Source organism: Bradyrhizobium sp. AZCC 2262, assembly GCF_036924535.1.
Taxonomy (GTDB): domain Bacteria; phylum Pseudomonadota; class Alphaproteobacteria; order Rhizobiales; family Xanthobacteraceae; genus Bradyrhizobium.
Window position 1 is genome coordinate 4,489,208 of the sequence record NZ_JAZHRT010000001.1, and the last position, 17,267, is coordinate 4,506,474.

Genomic DNA, 17,267 nt, shown 5'->3' on the forward strand with positions numbered 1-17,267 from the left:
AACCCGCCGCCGCCTTCACCAACATCTGCGACAAATCAGCCCGAACGGCAATCTGCGGTGATAATGGGTTTGCGTCCTGGCATATCGCATACAAAAATGACCCCCAACGCTCGCACAAATAATAAGGGCGTGCTTTGGGGGACGGCCTTGGCGTTACGGGGACAGACAGCCCGATCGGCGATGGAACATGGGGGCCCTCCCATGACTTCCCGTGGCTGCGTATCGCAAATTCACAATTGGCCGAAAGGAGCGGATGCCGCGCCAACGGGCCCCTTTTACAATTCCCAACCTATGATCGTTCGGAGAAGCCAATCGCCGCGGCATTGAATACAACAAAGGGAAGCCGGCAAAGACCGGTGCAACCACAGATCGACGGGAGTGAATCAAATGAAGCACACAGCACAAAAGGCGTTGGGCGCAATTGTTGCCTTGTGCGCGGTCGGGATTTCTGTTCCAGCAACCGCTGCCTGGGAACCGGTGCGTCCGGTCGAGTTCATCGTGCCTGCCGGCACCGGCGGCGGCGCCGATCAGATGGCGCGGACGATCCAGGGCATCGTCACCAAGCATAATCTGATGAAGCAGCCGATGGTCGTCATCAACAAGTCGGGCGGCGCCGGCGGCGAAGGCTTCCTCGACCTCAAGACATCGGGCGGAAATCCGCACAAGATCATCATTACGCTCTCCAACCTATTCACCACCCCTCTTGCCACCGGCATCCCGTTCAACTGGAAGGATCTCACACCGGTCGCGATGCTGGCGCTCGATGAGTTCGTGCTCTGGGTGAACGCCGAGCAGTCGTACAAGACGGCGAAAGATTATGTCGATGCGGTGAAGGCCGCTCCCCAGGGCACCATCAAGATGGGCGGCACCGGTTCGAAGCAGGAAGACCAGATCATCACCGTCGCGCTCGAAAAGACCACCGGCGCCAAGTTCACCTACATTCCCTACAAGGGCGGCGGCGAAGTCGCCGTTCAACTGGTCGGCAACCACGTCGATTCGACGGTCAACAATCCAATCGAGGCGGTCGCACAATGGCGCGGCGGCAAGCTGCGTCCGCTCTGCGTGTTCGACGCGCAGCCGATGGGCTATGACGAGCAGATCGCCGACGGCAAGAGCTGGAAGGACATTCCGACCTGCAAGTCGCAGGGCCTCGACATCGAATATTTGATGCTGCGCGGCATCTTCATGTCGCCACGGGCGACCAAGGACCAGGTCGAATACTACATCGAGCTGTTCAAGAAGGTCCGCGCCACGCCCGAATGGCAGGACTTCATGAAGAGCGGCGCCTTCAACACGACCTTCCTGACCGGCGCTGATTACGCCAAGTGGGTCGAAGTCGAGGAAAAGCGTCACGAGGTCCTGATGAAGGACGCGGGCTTCCTCGCCGCTCCGGGAAACTGATCGGGAAGAAAACTGATTGGCCCAGCCAGCCCCGAAACGCGAACGCCGGGTCCGTTGGCTGCGGCCCGGATCTCGCATGGAGTTTTGATGACTACAGGCAGTTCGAGCAAGACCGGCCCCACCCACAGAATGGTTGAGGCGGGGATCACGTTGCTGATCACCCTGTTCGGCGTGATCGTGATCGCCGGCAGCGTGAAGGCCGGCATCAACTGGGGCGCGGAAGGCCCGCGCGCCGGCTTCTTTCCATTCTACATCGGAATCTTCATCGTCGTCTCCAGCGCGATAAACCTGTGGAACGGACTGCGCGAAGACAATGACGAGCTGTTCGCCGAATGGGGACAGCTTCGCCAGGTCCTGAGCGTGGTTATTCCGACCGCGATCTATGTCGGCGTCATGCCGTTCACCGGGCTGTACCTTGCCTCGATCATCTTCATCGGATGGTTCATGCGATGGCTCGGCAAATACCGCTGGATTACCGTGCTGGCCGTCGCGCTCGGCATGCCTATTGTCACCTATTTCATTTTCGAGCGCTGGTTTCTGGTCCCGCTTCCCAAGGGGCCGGTCGAAGAGTGGCTCGGTCTGTAACGTCGTCGCACGGTCAGGATTTTCCGAGATGGAAGAACTCGTCAATCTGTTTCACGGCTTTGCGGTCGCGCTGCAGCCCTTCAACATCATGGTGATGATCGTCGGCATCGTGCTCGGCGTCGTGATCGGCGTGCTTCCGGGATTGGGCGGCGCCAACGGCGTGGCCATCCTGTTGCCGCTGACGTTCTCGATGCCGCCGACATCGGCCATCATCATGCTGTCCTGTATCTACTGGGGCGCGTTGTTCGGCGGAGCGATCACCTCGATCCTGTTCAACATACCAGGCGAGCCATGGTCGGTGGCGACGACGTTCGACGGCTACCCGATGGCGCAGAAGGGCAAGGCCGGCGAGGCATTGACGGCCGCCTTCACCTCGTCCTTCGTCGGCGCGCTGTTTGCAGTCGCCATGATCACGCTGGTCGCGCCGCTGGTCGCAAGTTTCGCGCTGCGATTTGGTCCGGCGGAGAAATTCGCGGTCTATTTTCTGGCGTTCTGCAGCTTCGTCGGATTGAGCAAGGAGCCGCCCTTCAAGACCATTGCGGCCATGATGATCGGATTTGCGCTTGCCGCCGTCGGCCTCGACTCCATCACCGGACAGTTGCGGCTGACGTTCGGCTTTACGGAATTGCTGAATGGATTCGACTTCCTCATCGCCGTCATCGGGCTGTTCGGAATCGGTGAGATCCTGCTGACGATGGAGGAAGGCCTCGCCTTCCGCGGCGGCAGCGCCAAGATCAATTTGCGGGTGGTGCTGCAGACCTGGAAGGAGTTGCCGGCCTACTGGATGACCTCGCTGCGCTCCTGCGTGATCGGTTGCTGGATGGGCATCACGCCGGCCGGTGCAACGCCGGCCTCCTTCATGAGCTACGGCATCGCCAAGCGGGTGGCGAAGAACGGCGCTAATTTCGGCAAGGGCGAAATCGAAGGCGTGGTCGCGCCGGAGACCGCGGCACACGCCGCCGGCACCGCGGCGTTGCTGCCGATGCTTTCGCTTGGCGTGCCGGGTTCGCCGACGGCGGCCGTGCTGCTCGGCGGCCTCCTGATCTGGGGCCTGCAGCCCGGACCGATGCTGTTCGTCGAACAGAAGGAATTCGTCTGGGGTCTGATCGCCTCGATGTATCTCGGCAATATCGTCGGCCTGCTCGTCGTGCTGACCTGCGTGCCGGTTTTCGCGGCCATCCTGCGCGTCCCCTTCAGCATCATCGCGCCGCTCATCCTGGTGCTGTGCGCGATCGGCGCCTATTCCGTCCACAGCTCTACGTTCGACGTGATGCTGATGCTGGTGTTCGGCGTGATCGGCTACCTCTTGAAGAAGTGCAATTATCCGCTCGCCCCGCTGGTGCTGGCCATCGTGCTCGGCGACAAGGCGGAAGAGGCATTCCGGCAGTCGCTGCTGGGATCCCAAGGCTCGCTCGGCGTGTTTTTCTCCAACACACTGGTCAGCACGATCATGATCCTGGGATTGATTGCACTGTTCTGGTCGGTGATTCAGCAGGGCTATACCCGCCTGCGCGGCGCCACCGCGTAAAAGCGGAACGTTACCGCCATAAAATCAAACAAGTTTTTGTCCTGGTCAGGGGCCGTGCTATCTCACGCACGGCCCTTCGCGCCTGCAGCATTCCGGCGCGGGCTGACGAATTGCAGTGGGCCGGCCAAGATTTCGCTTGTCTACTGGCATAACATATACCAAACTGCCCTCTTGAGCTGTCGGGAATTTGATAGAACAGCCTATGGAGGGAAGATGACGGACACAGTGCACGGAGCGGCCCCCGTCGCGGCGGCCCGAGTCAGCGATGCCTATCGCTGGACCCAACTAGCCATCGGCGTCCTCGCGATGGTGATGATCGCCAACTACCAATATGGCTGGACTTTCTTCGTCCCCGACATCCAGAAGAAATTCGGGTGGGATCGCGCGTCGATCCAGTGGGCCTTTACCCTTTTTGTTTTGTTCGAGACCTGGCTGGTGCCGGTCGAAGGCTGGTTCGTCGATAAATATGGCCCGCGCATCGTCGTCCTGATCGGCGGCATCCTCTGCGCCATCGGATGGGCGATCAACGCCGAGGCGACCTCGCTCAACGGCTTCTATCTCGGCATGATCATCGCAGGCATCGGCGCCGGTGGCGTGTACGGCACCTGCGTCGGCAACGCGCTGAAATGGTTTCCCGACAAGCGCGGCCTCGCTGCCGGCATCACCGCCGCCGGTTTCGGCGCGGGCTCGGCGCTGACGGTCGCGCCGATCCAGGCGATGATCAAGGACTCCGGCTTCCAGACCACCTTCCTCTATTTCGGTCTCGGCCAGGGCATCATCATCGTGCTCCTCTCCTTCTTCCTGTTCGCGCCGAAATCCGGCCAAGTGCCCGCGGTGACGCAGAACGCCAACATCATCCAGAGCCGGCGCAACTTTCAGCCGACCGAGGTGATCCGTCAGCCGATCTTCTGGCTGATGTATTTCATGTTCGTGATCGTCGGCGCCGGCGGATTGATGGTCACCGCGAACCTCAAGCCGATCGCCGTCGACTGGAAAGTCGATGCCATCCCGGTCACGCTTGTCGGCATGACCATGACGGCGGTGACCTTCGCGGCCACCATCGATCGCGTCCTTAACGGCCTGACCCGTCCCTTCTTCGGCTGGATCTCGGACATGATCGGCCGCGAGAACACCATGTTCATCGCGTTCGGCATGGAAGGCATCGGCATCTGGGGCCTCTACATGCTGGGCCACGATCCGGTGTGGTTCGTGCTGCTGTCGGGCTTCGTGTTCTTTGCATGGGGTGAGATCTACTCCCTCTTCCCGTCGACCTGCACGGATACGTTCGGCGCGAAGTTCGCGACCACCAATGCCGGCCTGCTCTACACGGCAAAGGGCACCGCGGCGTTGCTGGTACCGGTCGCGAATTACATGCAGCAGTCTTCGGGCACCTGGGACGCGGTGTTCATCGTCGCGGCCGGCGCGAATATTCTGGCCTCGCTGCTGGCGATCGCGCTGCTAAAACCCTGGCGCAAGACGGTGGTCGCCAAATCGCAGATTGCCGCCTGATCCCAGCCGGATCGGTTGTTCGGAAGAAGCGCGCTCATCCTCCGGGATGGGCGCGTTTTCTTTTGCCTGGGCGGCCCTCTGGTATACCTGAGTGCTTTTTTGACTCCTCCTGGGATGCCTCTCCCGGCTCCGGCCCGGATGCAACGCGCCAATAACGTCAGTAATACTGCCTATTTATCTTCATCCCGGCGCAAGATTTCCACTATGAAGCTTGTTGACAATTGGCATTATGTATACCAGACTTAGACCAATAATTCACCCCAAGGAGGTTGCCATGCAAGTCGGAGATATCCTGCGCAAGAAAGCCGCCCGTGTCGCAACGGTTCGCATGAACGAGACCGTCGCCATTGCCGCGCAACTGATGCGTTCCGGCAATATCAGCGCGCTGGTCGTCAAGGATGTCGTCCGCACCGAAGGCAACACGGCGGTCGGCATGTTCACCGAGCGCGACGTGGTTCGCGCGATTGCCCAGCACGGCGCGGCCGGCGTGAACATGCGCGTTTCTCAACTCATTTCGGTGCAGCAGCTCGTCTCCTGCACCTCGACGGATACGCTCGAGCACGTCCGTCACCTCATGAGCAAGCATCACATCCGCCACGTGCCGGTGATCGACAATTTCAGCCTGATCGGCGTCATCAGCATTCGCGATATCTTCAACGCGTTCGACGACGAAGCGACGCCCTTCACGCTGGCCGCGTCGGCCTGACCGGTCGCTTCGAACTCCGCCGTCATTCCCTGGGGCTGCACCCCCAGGGAAGACGGTATCGCACCGAACAATTCGGCTTAACACCTGTCGCAAGCCAGGCGCTCGCAAAGCTGCGCCGAAGTGGTGGCGCGCCGGAAAACATCATCTGTGGGGGGCGCATGGCGCGTAACGTTCTGATCCTTGGAGCCTCGTATGGCTCGTTGCTGGCGACAAAGCTTTTGATGGCGGGTCACAACGTGACCCTGGTGTGCCGGAAGCAGACGGCAGAGCTCATCAATCGCGACGGCACCGAAGTTCGCATCAAGCTCCGCGACGAGGCAGCCCACCGGCCGATCTTCTCGCGCGACCTGCCCGGGATCCTGGACGCGGTCGAGCCCGCCGACGTCGATCCTTCCCGTTATGATCTGGTTGGTCTTGCCATGCAGGAGCCGCAATACGCCGATCACGCGATCCAGGTTCTGATGATCAAGATCGCCGAGGCGAAGCTGCCTTGCCTTTCGATCATGAACATGCCGCCCTTGCCCTATCTCCAGAGGATCCCGGCCCTTTCGAAAATGAAACTCGAGGAGGCCTATACCAATGCCGCGGTATGGGAACGATTCGAGCCGGGCCTGGTCTCGCTCTGTTCCCCTGATCCGCAAGCCTTCCGTCCGCCGGAAGAGGCGGCGAATGTTCTTCATGTCGGCCTGCCGACGAACTTCAAGGCAGCGTCATTTGCCGATGAGAAACATAATTTGCTGCTTCGGGAGCTGGAAGCCGACATCGATGCGGTCAAGCTGGATGGCCAGGACGTTCCGGTGAAGCTCAAGGTGTTCGATTCGATGTTCGTCCCTCTGGCCAAATGGTCGATGCTGTTGACCGGGAATTACCGCTGCATCACACAGCAAGAGCCCCAATCGATCCGCGACGCGGTGCACGGCGATATCAATCTCTCGCAGTCGATCTATGACCATGTCGATGCCATCGCCCAGCGTCTGGGCGCCGATCCCACCGATCAGGTACCTTTCGAGAAATACGCGAAAGCGGCGGAAAGCCTTCTCAAGCCCTCGTCGGCCGCACGGGCGGTCGCTGGTGGCGCACCTTCCATCGAGCGCGTCGACCTGCTGGTGAAGCTGATTTCGCATCAGCTTGGCGTACCCAACGCCGAAATCGACCGTACGGTCCAGATCGTCAATCAGAAGCTGAATGAGAGCGTCGTGGCGGGCGGATCCGCCGCGCCGCGAGGCGCTCCAGTCGCCGTGACGTAGAGCCCCGTTCGCTTTCGAGCGAAGTGGGATACCGGTTGTTCGGGAGCGCTAGAAGCGATTGGGCTCTAGCGGCGGTGTTTTTTCGGCTTTAGCGATGCAGCCGGCGCCCGTGCGTTGGCATCGAGCGATGTTGATGCCACTGGCGTCTCACCCTTGGTCCCTTCGCGTCCAACTTCGCGGCGCGGCCAGACAAAATCGTCGGCGCGACCGGCTGGTGCCAACAAGGCTTCACCGGTCATCAAGACCCGAGCTGCTTGCGCATCCATCGTCATCGGCCGCGCCCCCGGACCGCCGAGCAATTGATCCCCGCGCCGACAGAAGAGGCCGTCAAGGGAACGATCGGCCCGGCCAGCGGACGCGGCGCCGGCTGATCCGGCCGCGCATTGGCGTCGGGCGTTGCCGGCTCGGTGGGCAGTACGATCGGCGCCGAACGCGCAGCCAACAGCCGGTTGATTTCGCGCTCGGCATAATGCGCGAGCTTAAGCGCACCGGCCTTGGTGAAGTACACGCCGTCGGAGGAGCGCAGCCGGCGGATCTGCCCTTCGAAATCGGGGCCCTGCTGCAAGAAGCGCCCGGCTTCATCGACAAATCCGTCCCAGACATCGACATAAGTGATGCCGGCCTTGCCGGCCGCATCGCGATAGAGCGTATCCAGAAACGCCGTGTCGGCGGTCGCCTTGGGGCCTCGTACCACCGGCAGACCCACCCACAGCACCGGCACGCCCTTGGATTTGAGTACGCCGATCATCTCGTCGATCTTTTCCCTATAGAGTTCGACCCAGCGTTTCTCGCGAAACTCGTGGAGGCCGTTCGGCGGGCCCGCGCTCTTCTCCGATCCTGTGACCGGCCGCGCACCACTGCTGTCGGCGGCATCGTCTGGCGGCAATTCGGGATCCGCCACCTTGGTTGCGCTATCCGGCTTCGCCGCCGGTTTTTCGCCCGAAGGCTTGCCATCGGGCTTCGCCTTGGCGTCTTTCTTGTCCCCCGGCTTGTTGTCGGATTTATCGGCTGCCGGCTCGCGGATGGCGACGCGGTCGTCAAGTCCGAGCATGACGACAATGGCGTCCGCTTTTTCGGCGGCCAAAATGCCTTTGGCGGCGGCGGCCCAATCGGCTGGATTGCCCTTCGGCTGATACTTGATCAGGCCGGAACCTGTCTTGTGTTTGCGGACCACGCCCATCTCAGGCTGATCGGCATAGACATCCTCGAGCCCATAGGCGAGCCAGTCCGCCATGGCGTCGCCGAGCACGAGAATGTGGCGCTCGGGAACAGTGTTGCGCTTCTCGGGCGGCGGCGCTTTTGAAAAATCCTCGCGCACCGTCACTTGCCGACCGTGCCGAGGCGGCGGGGACTGCTGCTGGTACGGCGCATACGTGTCGTTACCAAACCAGCCGCCACCGCGTTGCTCGTTACCGAACCAGCCGCCGCCGCGCTGTTCGTTGCCAAACCATCCGCCGCGCTGCGGTTGCGGCCGCTGCTGATATCCGCCGAAATTAAAAAATTGTGCTGAGGTGGGTCCTATGCCCAGCACCAACCCCACTGCGACAGCCAGCGCAACCAGCCGACCACGCCCGGTAAAGATGCCTAGCTTTTTTGGATCCTTCGGCATGCGCCTGGACCGCACGTACGCAGAACTTCTCTTGGCAGACTAGCACAACCGCCGTGTGGCGAGTCTCAGTTTACCGTGAAGTCTTCAGCAAGCGTAGCCCAGGTGAGCGACGCGACATCCGGAACTTTTTGGGTCGCTTGTCCCCCGGATATCGCTGCGCTCATGCAGGCCACCTGCTGACCAACAGTTCTGGCGGTAAACGGTGTCGCTTCCCTGGTCTGGTCAATTGACGAAGCGGCCTCAAATCGAGGCGACTTCCGTCGTCTCACTTTGGAATGCATTTTACATCGCGCAGAGGGGCCCCGGGCATGGCATTGCCGTGCGTTACGGTTACGAGCTTGATCTTGCCTTTGCCGCAGGTGCCATCATCGACCAGAACCGTGGCCCCGTTTCTCATGTCCAGCGGCTCTTGTTTGACGACGACTTGCGCAACGCCCATCCCGCTTGCAGCAAGTACGGCAGCTAACGCAGCCGATCCCGTGATAAGCGTTCTCATGGCCCCTCTTGTTCCGCGCAATTGTCCCGTTCTGAAACGGGACACTGCTATGGTTTTTCACAACCTGCAATCGCTCACTGCGGCACCAGCGCGGACGTTGAATGTCACCTTTGGATCGAAAGCGTCGATCTCGGCATGTCTGCAGCATGTCCGGTTAGCCGGAGGTCTCGGAAAGCGGGGACCTTGTGCGGATTTGTTCGCACTGCGGAACAAGCCCCGCTTTTGCATGATGGCGTTGCCCTCGCCTCCACCCGCTCCCGGTAGACTTTTGCGGGAGGTGACGGCATCCTGCCCCTCGAAATCTCACAAAAGACGCGCGTGGGCTTCCCCCGGGCGGAAAATGACAGGAAAGAGCATTTTCCAAATGGAAAATGCTCATGGAAACCAGAGGGCAGACATGAAGACGCGATTTACCGAACTTGTTGGCGTTGAGCACCCGATCGTTCAGGGCGGCATGCAATGGGTCGGCCGCGCCGAACTGGTCGCGGCCGTCGCCAATGCCGGTGCTCTTGGCTTGATCACCGCGCTGACGCAGCCGACGCCGGAAGATCTGACCAAGGAAATCGCGCGCTGCCGCGACATGACCGACAAGCCGTTCGGCGTGAACCTCACCATTCTTCCTGCGATCAAGCCGCCGCCCTATGCCGAGTATCGCCAGGCCATCATCGAGGCCGGCATCAAGATCGTCGAGACCGCCGGCAACAAGCCGCAGGAGCACGTCACCGAATTCAAGAAGCACGGCATCAAGATCATCCACAAATGCACCAGCGTCCGTCACGGGCTGTCGGCGGAGCGGATGGGCGTCGATGCGCTCTCGATCGACGGCTTTGAATGTGCCGGCCATCCCGGCGAGGACGACACGCCAGGCCTGATCCTGATCCCGGCCGCCGCCGACAAGATCAAGATCCCGATGATCGCCTCCGGCGGATTCGGCGACGGCCGCGGCCTGGTCGCGGCCCTCGCGCTCGGCGCCGAGGGTATCAACATGGGCACGCGCTTCATGTGCACCAAGGAAAGCCCGATCCATCAGCTGGTGAAGGAGCGCATCGTTGCGAACGACGAGCGCGAGACCGAATTGATTTTTCGCACCATGCGCAACACCTCGCGCGTCGCCAAGAACACGATCTCGACCAAGGTCGTCGCGATGGAAAAGGAAGGCGCGAAGTTCGAGGACGTGCGCGAGCTCGTCGCCGGCGCCCGCGGCAAGATGGTCTACGCGACCGGCGATGCCGATGAAGGCATCTGGTCGGCCGGCCAGGTCCAGGGCCTGATCCACGACATCCCGACCTGCGCCGAACTGGTGTCGCGCATCATGCGCGACGCGGAAGCGATCATCCGGAGCCGGCTCGAAGGCATGATGTCGGGCGCGCAGCGGCAAGCGGCCGAATAGGCCGCGTGGCGTACGAAACGTTATCCGTCACCCTGAGGCGGCCGCGCGCAGCGCGGCCCTCGAAGGGCGACGGCCGCTAGCCGGGCCGTACATCCTTCGAGGCTCGCTTTGCTCGCACCTTCGGAATAAGCGCAAGTGCGCTTATTCCTGAGATGACGGAACATATACTCAACGCAAATTCACCTCGCGTTAGACGACACAAAGAGAAGAGCCCATGAAAGCCTATGTCTACGGCGCCAACGGCGCCGAAATCACCGACGTCGCAAAACCTTCGCCGAAGGGCACCCAGGTGCTGGTCAAGGTCCATGCGTGCGGCCTCAACCGCGCTGATCTCGGCATGACCAAGGGCCATGTGCATGGTGCGGCCGGCGGCGTCGGCACCGTGCTCGGCATGGAATGGGCTGGCGAAGTCGCCGAGCTTGGGCCCGATGCCAAGGGCGTCAAGGTCGGCGACAAGATCATGGGCTCGGGCGGCGCGGCGTTTGCGGAGTATACGCTGGCCGATCACCGCCGGCTGTTCCGCGCGCCCTCGAACATGAACTTTGAGGAAGCCGCCACCCTCCCCGTTGCGCTCGCCACCATGCACAATGCGGTCGTGACCAACGGCGCGCTGCAGGCGGGTCAGACGGTCCTGATCCAGGGCGCCAGTTCCGGCGTCGGCCTGATGGCGATGCAGATCGCGAAATTCAAAGGCGCAAAACTCGTGATCGGTTCTTCAACGGACGCAATGCGCCGTGGCCGCTTGAAGGAGTTCGGGGCGGACCTCGCCGTGGATTCCAAGGACCCCGGCTGGGTGGATCAGGTATTGCAAGCCACCGGAGGCGAAGGCGTCGACCTGATCGTCGACCAGGTCTCAGGCCCGGTCGCGAACCAGAATCTGAAAGCCACCAAGGTCAAGGGCCGCATCGTCAATGTCGGCCGGCTCGGCGGCACCCACGGCGATTTCAACTTCGACCTGCACGCCGCGCGCCGCATCCAATATATCGGCGTCACCTTCCGCACCCGCACCATCGAGGAAGTCCGCGAGATCTTTGACGAGGTCCGCAAGGACATCTGGGGTGCGGTGGAATCGCGAAAACTGCAACTGCCGATCGACAAGGTCTATCCGTTCGCCGAGATCGGAACCGCGTTCGCGCACATGGAAGCCAACAAGCACCTCGGCAAGATCGTGGTGACGCTGTAGCCGATGACGCTGCGATGTGTGCTTGATGGCGGGCGCTATTTCGAGGGGCCGCGGTGGCATGCGGGCCGGCTCTGGTTCGTCGACTGCATGGATCGGACCCTGCTCAGCCTCTCTCCCTCCGGCGAGCGCGAGCAGCGTGCGAAATTCGAGGACACGCCTTGCGGCGTCGGCGTCCTGCCGGACGGACGGCTTGTCGTCCTGACGATGTATCGCAAACACCTGATGACCTATGCCGACGGCCGGCTTTCGCTTTACGCCGACCTTTCCGGGATAGCCAAAGGCACGATCGACGACATGATCATCGATGGGCAGGGGCGCGCCTATGTCGGCGACCTCGGCTTCGACATGCCGCCTCCATCAGACCGCGGCGCTCCCGGCCGCATCATTCTGGTGATGCCTGATGGCGCGGCCCGCGTGGTCGCCGAAGGATTGCGGTTTCCCAACGGCATTGCGGTCTCGGCCGACCATCGCCGGCTCGTCGTGGCCGAAATGGACGGCGCCTGCCTCGCCGACTATGACATCGCGCCGAATGGCGACTTGACGTTTCGTGGCCGCTTCGGGAGCATGAAGTCTCCCGATGGCATCTGCCTCGACCAGCAAGGCGATGTGTGGGTCGCGTCCTTCGAAGAAGACGCCTTCATTCGGCTCGACCCCGGCGGACGCGAGTTGCAGCGAATAGAAGTCCCCGGCCGCCGCGCCCTCGCCTGCGTCCTCGGCGGGCCCGAACGGCGGACACTTTTCTGCCTGAGCGCGGCAACGTCCTACGAAGAACTCCGGCAACGCAAATCGTCCTCACGCATCGACGTGGTCGATGTGGAAGTTGCGGGGGCTGGTTATCCCTGACCGCTGGCAGTTATCGCGGCTCGCCCGAAAACGCCTGCCGCAGCGCTGACAGCCGGTCGAGCGCAGCTTGCGGCAGCGGGCCTTTCTCCGCCGCGGCGAGCGCGTCCCCGAATTGCTGCGGCGTCGCCATGCCGACAAGGATCGTGCCCATTGCCGGGTGAGACAGCGCAAACCGCGTGGCTGCTTCGGTCAGGCTGGCGGTGAACCCCTCCTCTACCAGTGCCATGAGACGGCGGGCGCGATCGATATCGGCATCGTAACTCATCGCCGAACCGATCGGCTCGGGCGCCGGCCCCGCAATCGGATGACGCTCGGACGAGCCCGACAGCGCGCCGCCGGCCAGCACGCGGATGCCCACGACGCCAACGCCTGCGGCCCTGGTCGCATCGAACAACCGTCCATAGTCCTGCGCCGGATAGTTTTGCGGCAGTTCGCAGGCCGCCGATGGATTGAGCATGTTGTAGACGACCTGCGCGCTGTCGAAGACGCGCGCATCGATCACCTGGTGCAGCGCCGCCGTAACGCCGAGCGCCGTGATCCCGAGAAAGCGAATCTTGCCCTGCTGACGCAGCCGCTCGAACGCCGGCACCACCTCGTCGAGCACCTGCCGGACGCTCAGCGCCGATCCGCCGCCGTTCGCGGTAATCGGATTGTGCAGATGAAGGATGTCGACCCGGTCAAGACACAGCCGCGCCAGACTGCCTTCGAGCGATTTGGTGACGGCTTCCGCGATGCGGCCAAACTCGCCGGGCTGCACCCGGACCTTGGTGCCGACGACCACGTCGGCCGGTTTCAGCTTTTGCAGAACGCGACCGAGATTCTTTTCCGATTCCCCATCGCCGTACTGCACCGCGGTGTCAAAATAGTTGACGCCGGCGGCGATCGCGCGCGCGATGGTCCGCTCCTGGTCGGCAGCATCGCCGCGCACCATCAATCCGCCGACCGCGCCGCACCCAAAACCCAGCACCGAGAGCTGCATTCCCGTGCGCCCAAAGACCCGCAATTGCATCGCTGTTCCCTCCGGGTGACCGGGAGATTATGCGACGTCGAATAGCGGTTGCTCAACCCTGATGTTTGCTGCCGTGATGATCGGCGTCACATCTCGAGCCACAGTGGACAACTCGGTTCCGCTCTACGCTCAGATTTCCCGGAACGACACCAGGCGGCGCTGCGCCTCGTCCCACAACACAAGCCGTACACACTGAAAGCTCTGCAGCAGCGTGATGCGACCGACGTCGCGCAGTTCAGGGTAGTCGCGCAGCACGCGCGGCAGCCGGTAATAGGGAATGCGACTGGAGAGGTGATGCACGTGGTGTACACCGATGTTGGCCGTGAACCAGCGCAGCAGCGCCGGCAGATCGTAATGTGAGCTGCCGTGCAGCGCGGCGTGACGCAGATCCCAGTTCTCGTCGCGCTCCCACATCGTGTGCTCAAACTGATGCTGCACGTAGAACAGCCATACGCCGGCCGTGCCGGCCAGGAGCGTAATCGGAAGGTGCACGAGCAGGAACGCCTTGATGCCGATAAACCATGTGAGCAAAGCGACGATGACGGCAATCGCGAGATTGGTTGCCATTGTACTGGCCCAGGGCTGCCAACCGTTGCGCATCAGGCCGACCGGGAGCCTCTGTTGCAAAAGAAACAGATAGGCCGGCCCGACACCGAACATGATCAGCGGGTGGCGGTAAAGCCGGTATTTCAGACGACCCCACCAGGAAAGGGCCCGGTATTCGCGCACGGTCAGCGTATCGAGATCGCCGATACCGCGGCGATCGAGGTTACCGGTGGTGGCATGATGAATCGCATGCGAGCGGCGCCAGCAATCGTAGGGCGTGAGCGTGAGCACGCCAAGGACGCGGCCGACCCAGTCATTCGCCAGACGGCCGGCAAAAAAGGTGCCGTGACCGCAGTCGTGCTGGATCATGAACAGGCGTACGAGAAAGCCGGCAGCTGGAATCGCGATAAGGAAAGAAGCCCAGGCGTGGCCAAGGTAGAACGCGAACCAGGCCGCGGCCCACAACAGGATGAGCGGCAAAGCCGTGATCGCCAGTTCGGCGATGCTGCGCAGACGATTTGGGGTGCTGTAGTCGACCAGGATGCGCTGCCAGCGCCGGGCGTTGAGGACGTCATCGCCGCCACCGGCAGGTTGCCCGTTAGACGACTGCACAGCTGTCTTATGCAAAGAAATATTCCCTTCTGACGGTGCACGTAGAATCGAGACACCGACGGATCGGCACCTTCGTCGGTTGATCGATTTTTGGAGAAGGGTCTGAAACGTGCGTGCCTGTCAGTGGCAAGGCAAACCGCCCAGCAGTTCGGCCAAGTGTCGACTCGCCGACATATGACATGAATCGGGGTGGCGTCAAGGACTGCAACGCCGCGTTACCGGCATCCCCCTGGGTCAAGCCCGCCGGCCCGGATCAGCCGACGGGTCCGCGCAAAGGCGCGGCCCGATGCCAGGCTCCGGCGTCATCCGCCATCGCTTGACGCGTGCGGCGACATCGGCAAATCTTGCTGCATTATCGGCGCGATGGGTCCGGCCGTCAGGACCCTGTTCATTGGAAACCGTGTGTATTTTGCCAAACGTCATTCGACATCTGACCAAAGCCGCCCTTCTATCAGCCACGCTTGCTGTTGTCGTCTTGCCGGGCCTGGCGCGCGCGCTCAGGCAGCGCCGGTGGCAGCATTGGCAATGACGAAAAGTCGCTATCCGGTTCGCGCGCGACGCCTCGCGCGGCTGACCCCTCAAAGCCGGAACGACGTAATAAGCCCGAGACCGAAGCGCCGAGCCGCGCGTCGCGAAAGAGCGGCGGCAGTGGCGGCGGCAATCTGGATGGAGCATGGGCGCTTACCAGCGTCGGCACGCCCTGCGGCAGCTCCACCGATACGGTGGTCATCACCGGCAGCAGGATGGTGGAGCAATACGACACCGCTCAAGTCAGTCCGAATGGCGCCGTGTCAGGAATCGGGTCCGCGGGAAGCCTGAGCTGGACCATGTCCGGCCGCTTCTCGGGCCGCAGCGGATCCGGCACACTCCAGCGATCCGATGGATGCGCGGGAAGCTGGACCGGAGCAAAACAGTAAATCGAAGGCTGTGCGACGGCCCGCAGATTGCCATCTACGCTGACGAAAGATTCATGGCTCGACGCAGATCGAACCGACTTCATTTCAAACAAGTGCGGCCCGAATCATCCGCGCGAGGTCCGAGCTGATGTAAGGCTTCGTCAATAGCAGCACGCCGGCGTCGAGCCGGCCGTGATGCACGATGGCGTTCTCGGTATAGCCCGACGTATACAGCACCTTGAGCCCGGGGCGTCGCTTCCGCGCCTCGATCGCGAGCTGGCGGCCGTTCATTCCCCCGGGCATGATAACGTCGGTGAACAGCAGGTCGATACGTTCAGGACCATCGATAATTGCCAGAGCCTCGGCGGCCTTGCTGGCAGTGAGCGTGGCATAGCCGAGGCGGCCAATCTGGGTCACCACGTATTCACGGACCAGGGCATCATCCTCGACGATCAGGATGGTTTCGTCGCCGCGCTCGACCGCGCCCGTTCCTGCTTCGTCGGGCAGCGCTTCTGCGGCGCCTGCGGCCTGCGGCAAATAGAGCTTCGCGGTAGTCCCGTGTCCCGGTTCGCTGTAGATCTTGACATGCCCGTTGGACTGCTTGACGAAACCATAGACCATGCTGAGGCCGAGCCCCGCTCCCTTCCCGACCTCCTTGGTGGTAAAGAACGGTTCAAACACCTTGTCGAGCAAGTCAGCGGGGATTCCCTCCCCCGAGTCGCTCACCGCAATCATCACGTAGTTTCCAGGAATCACTTCGGGATTCGTGCTCGCGTAGTTCTCGTCGAGGACGACATTCTTGGTTTCCAGCGTCAGCTTGCCGCCATCAGGCATGGCGTCGCGCGCGTTCAGGGCGAGGTTCAGGATCGCTGTGGAAAGCTGACTGGGATCAATCAGGGCCGTCGCGGAATCATGCGCCAGCATCGATTCGATTTCGATCTGTTCGCCGAGCGTCGGCCGCAGTAGCCGCGCGGCATCGATGACGAGGGCATTGACATCAGTATTGCGCGGCTGCAGCGGCTGGCGGCGAGCGAAGGCCAGCAGATGCCGGGTCAGGTCGGCGCCCCTTGCCGCCGCAGCGCTGATCATATCGGTGATCTCTGCGAGTTGCGGACGGTCCTTCACCGCGTCACTGAGGATTTCGATCGTTCCGGTGATGACCGTCAGAATGTTGTTGAAGTCGTGCGCAACGCCACCGGTGAGCTGCCCGATGGCTTCCATCTTCTGTGCCTGCCGGACCAGCGTCTCGGTGGCCTCGATCTCCTGAAAACGCTTGACCATCGCTTCGGCGCTGCGGCGCTGCCGGACCTCCTCCTCAAGCGCCGCATAGGCTTGCTGAAGCTGAATGCGTGTCGGCAGTACCAGGATTCGCGGCAGCAATAGCAGCAGAGCCGCCGAGATTCCGATCGAGACCAGCGCCAGGAAGCCCTTTACAAGGCCCTCGATGCCGTAGGCCGGCACCCACAAGGTGAGGATCGACAGCAGGCGTGCCACCCCGCAGACGGCGAGGAAAGTCGCGAAGGCCAGGAACACGCTGCGAAACATGACTTCGCGGCGCCGCCGCCATGCAAAGAACCCGAGGACGAACGCGGTAACGAAGAAAGCGCAAGCGAGCATGGCGTCGGAAATGGCATTCAGCCAGATCAATTCCGGCTGCCAAAGCAGGCACGCGCCATGCGGGATGAGTGTCGACATACCCAAAATACT

14 protein-coding genes and 1 pseudogene are annotated in these 17,267 nt (G+C 62.1%); 9 read left to right on the forward strand and 6 right to left on the reverse strand.

Features of this window, described 5'->3' with window-relative positions; genetic code table 11:
• Positions 1-387: 387 nt before the first annotated feature.
• The 6 genes from V1283_RS21485 to V1283_RS21510 all read left to right on the forward strand — a co-directional run bounded on the left by V1283_RS21485 (position 388) and on the right by V1283_RS21510 (position 6,976).
• Complete coding sequence (locus V1283_RS21485; RefSeq protein ID WP_334388441.1) at positions 388-1,401, forward strand: Bug family tripartite tricarboxylate transporter substrate binding protein; 1,014 nt, start codon at positions 388-390, stop codon at positions 1,399-1,401.
• Positions 1,402-1,488: 87 nt separating this feature from the next.
• Positions 1,489-1,986 carry a tripartite tricarboxylate transporter TctB family protein gene (locus V1283_RS21490; RefSeq protein ID WP_334388442.1) on the forward strand — a complete coding sequence of 166 codons (498 nt, stop codon included), beginning with the start codon at positions 1,489-1,491 and terminating at the stop codon, positions 1,984-1,986.
• 28 nt (positions 1,987-2,014) lie between these two features.
• The gene (locus V1283_RS21495; RefSeq protein WP_334388443.1) at positions 2,015-3,514 is read left to right on the forward strand and encodes a tripartite tricarboxylate transporter permease; all 1,500 of its coding nucleotides are present in this window, start codon (positions 2,015-2,017) and stop codon (positions 3,512-3,514) included.
• Between the two features lie 213 nt (positions 3,515-3,727).
• On the forward strand, positions 3,728-5,023 hold the full coding sequence (gene oxlT, locus V1283_RS21500) for an oxalate/formate MFS antiporter (protein ID WP_334388444.1): 1,296 nt from the start codon (positions 3,728-3,730) through the stop codon (positions 5,021-5,023).
• Positions 5,024-5,297: 274 nt separating this feature from the next.
• Positions 5,298-5,729, forward strand: coding sequence for a CBS domain-containing protein (locus tag V1283_RS21505; protein ID WP_334388446.1), 432 nt, complete (start codon positions 5,298-5,300; stop codon positions 5,727-5,729).
• 158 nt (positions 5,730-5,887) lie between these two features.
• Complete coding sequence (locus V1283_RS21510) at positions 5,888-6,976, forward strand: ketopantoate reductase family protein (RefSeq protein WP_334388447.1); 1,089 nt, start codon at positions 5,888-5,890, stop codon at positions 6,974-6,976.
• A 65-nt stretch (positions 6,977-7,041) separates the two neighbouring features.
• Here V1283_RS21510 and V1283_RS21515 read toward each other — a convergent pair.
• Positions 7,042-8,585: pseudogene (locus V1283_RS21515) on the reverse strand (SGNH/GDSL hydrolase family protein).
• Between the two features lie 265 nt (positions 8,586-8,850).
• Positions 8,851-9,081, reverse strand: coding sequence for a DUF6719 family protein (locus V1283_RS21520; protein ID WP_334388448.1), 231 nt, complete (start codon positions 9,079-9,081; stop codon positions 8,851-8,853).
• Between the two features lie 397 nt (positions 9,082-9,478).
• Between V1283_RS21520 and V1283_RS21525 the strand changes: the two genes are divergently transcribed.
• The 3 genes from V1283_RS21525 (at position 9,479) to V1283_RS21535 (ending at position 12,497) form a co-directional block, all read left to right on the forward strand.
• Positions 9,479-10,471 (forward strand): NAD(P)H-dependent flavin oxidoreductase, encoded by a 993-nt coding sequence (locus V1283_RS21525; RefSeq protein ID WP_334388450.1) that lies wholly within the window; start codon positions 9,479-9,481, stop codon positions 10,469-10,471.
• A gap of 214 nt (positions 10,472-10,685) precedes the next feature.
• Positions 10,686-11,654, forward strand: coding sequence for a zinc-binding dehydrogenase (locus V1283_RS21530; protein WP_334388451.1), 969 nt, complete (start codon positions 10,686-10,688; stop codon positions 11,652-11,654).
• A 3-nt stretch (positions 11,655-11,657) separates the two neighbouring features.
• A complete protein-coding gene (locus tag V1283_RS21535; protein WP_334388452.1) occupies positions 11,658-12,497 on the forward strand; it encodes an SMP-30/gluconolactonase/LRE family protein in 840 nt (279 codons plus the stop codon).
• Positions 12,498-12,507: 10 nt separating this feature from the next.
• On the opposite strand, the gene V1283_RS21540 is transcribed toward V1283_RS21535, so the two are convergent.
• From V1283_RS21540 to V1283_RS21555, 4 genes are all read right to left on the reverse strand, one after another.
• Positions 12,508-13,506, reverse strand: a complete 999-nt coding sequence (locus V1283_RS21540; RefSeq protein ID WP_334388453.1) for an aldo/keto reductase — start codon at positions 13,504-13,506, stop codon at positions 12,508-12,510.
• 129 nt (positions 13,507-13,635) lie between these two features.
• Positions 13,636-14,664: a fatty acid desaturase gene (locus V1283_RS21545; protein ID WP_334393127.1), complete on the reverse strand. Its 1,029-nt coding sequence runs from the start codon at positions 14,662-14,664 to the stop codon at positions 13,636-13,638.
• 451 nt (positions 14,665-15,115) lie between these two features.
• Positions 15,116-15,427 (reverse strand): hypothetical protein, encoded by a 312-nt coding sequence (locus V1283_RS21550; RefSeq protein WP_334388454.1) that lies wholly within the window; start codon positions 15,425-15,427, stop codon positions 15,116-15,118.
• Positions 15,428-15,665: 238 nt separating this feature from the next.
• Complete coding sequence (locus V1283_RS21555) at positions 15,666-17,255, reverse strand: ATP-binding protein (protein ID WP_334393128.1); 1,590 nt, start codon at positions 17,253-17,255, stop codon at positions 15,666-15,668.
• Positions 17,256-17,267 lie beyond the last annotated feature (12 nt).

Excerpts from the sequence above, each read along its gene's own strand:
- V1283_RS21505 (WP_334388446.1), top strand. The coding sequence starts at position 5,298 with ATGCAAGTCGGAGATATCCTGCGCAAGAAAGCCGCCCGTGTCGCAACG.
- V1283_RS21490 (WP_334388442.1), top strand. The coding sequence starts at position 1,489 with ATGACTACAGGCAGTTCGAGCAAGACCGGCCCCACCCACAGAATGGTT.
- V1283_RS21485 (WP_334388441.1), top strand. The coding sequence starts at position 388 with ATGAAGCACACAGCACAAAAGGCGTTGGGCGCAATTGTTGCCTTGTGC.
- V1283_RS21525 (WP_334388450.1), top strand. The coding sequence starts at position 9,479 with ATGAAGACGCGATTTACCGAACTTGTTGGCGTTGAGCACCCGATCGTT.
- oxlT (WP_334388444.1), top strand. The coding sequence starts at position 3,728 with ATGACGGACACAGTGCACGGAGCGGCCCCCGTCGCGGCGGCCCGAGTC.
- V1283_RS21495 (WP_334388443.1), top strand. The coding sequence starts at position 2,015 with ATGGAAGAACTCGTCAATCTGTTTCACGGCTTTGCGGTCGCGCTGCAG.
- V1283_RS21540 (WP_334388453.1), bottom strand. The coding sequence starts at position 13,506 with ATGCAATTGCGGGTCTTTGGGCGCACGGGAATGCAGCTCTCGGTGCTG.
- V1283_RS21555 (WP_334393128.1), bottom strand. The coding sequence starts at position 17,255 with ATGTCGACACTCATCCCGCATGGCGCGTGCCTGCTTTGGCAGCCGGAA.
- V1283_RS21510 (WP_334388447.1), top strand. The coding sequence starts at position 5,888 with ATGGCGCGTAACGTTCTGATCCTTGGAGCCTCGTATGGCTCGTTGCTG.
- V1283_RS21520 (WP_334388448.1), bottom strand. The coding sequence starts at position 9,081 with ATGAGAACGCTTATCACGGGATCGGCTGCGTTAGCTGCCGTACTTGCT.
- V1283_RS21535 (WP_334388452.1), top strand. The coding sequence starts at position 11,658 with ATGACGCTGCGATGTGTGCTTGATGGCGGGCGCTATTTCGAGGGGCCG.
- V1283_RS21530 (WP_334388451.1), top strand. The coding sequence starts at position 10,686 with ATGAAAGCCTATGTCTACGGCGCCAACGGCGCCGAAATCACCGACGTC.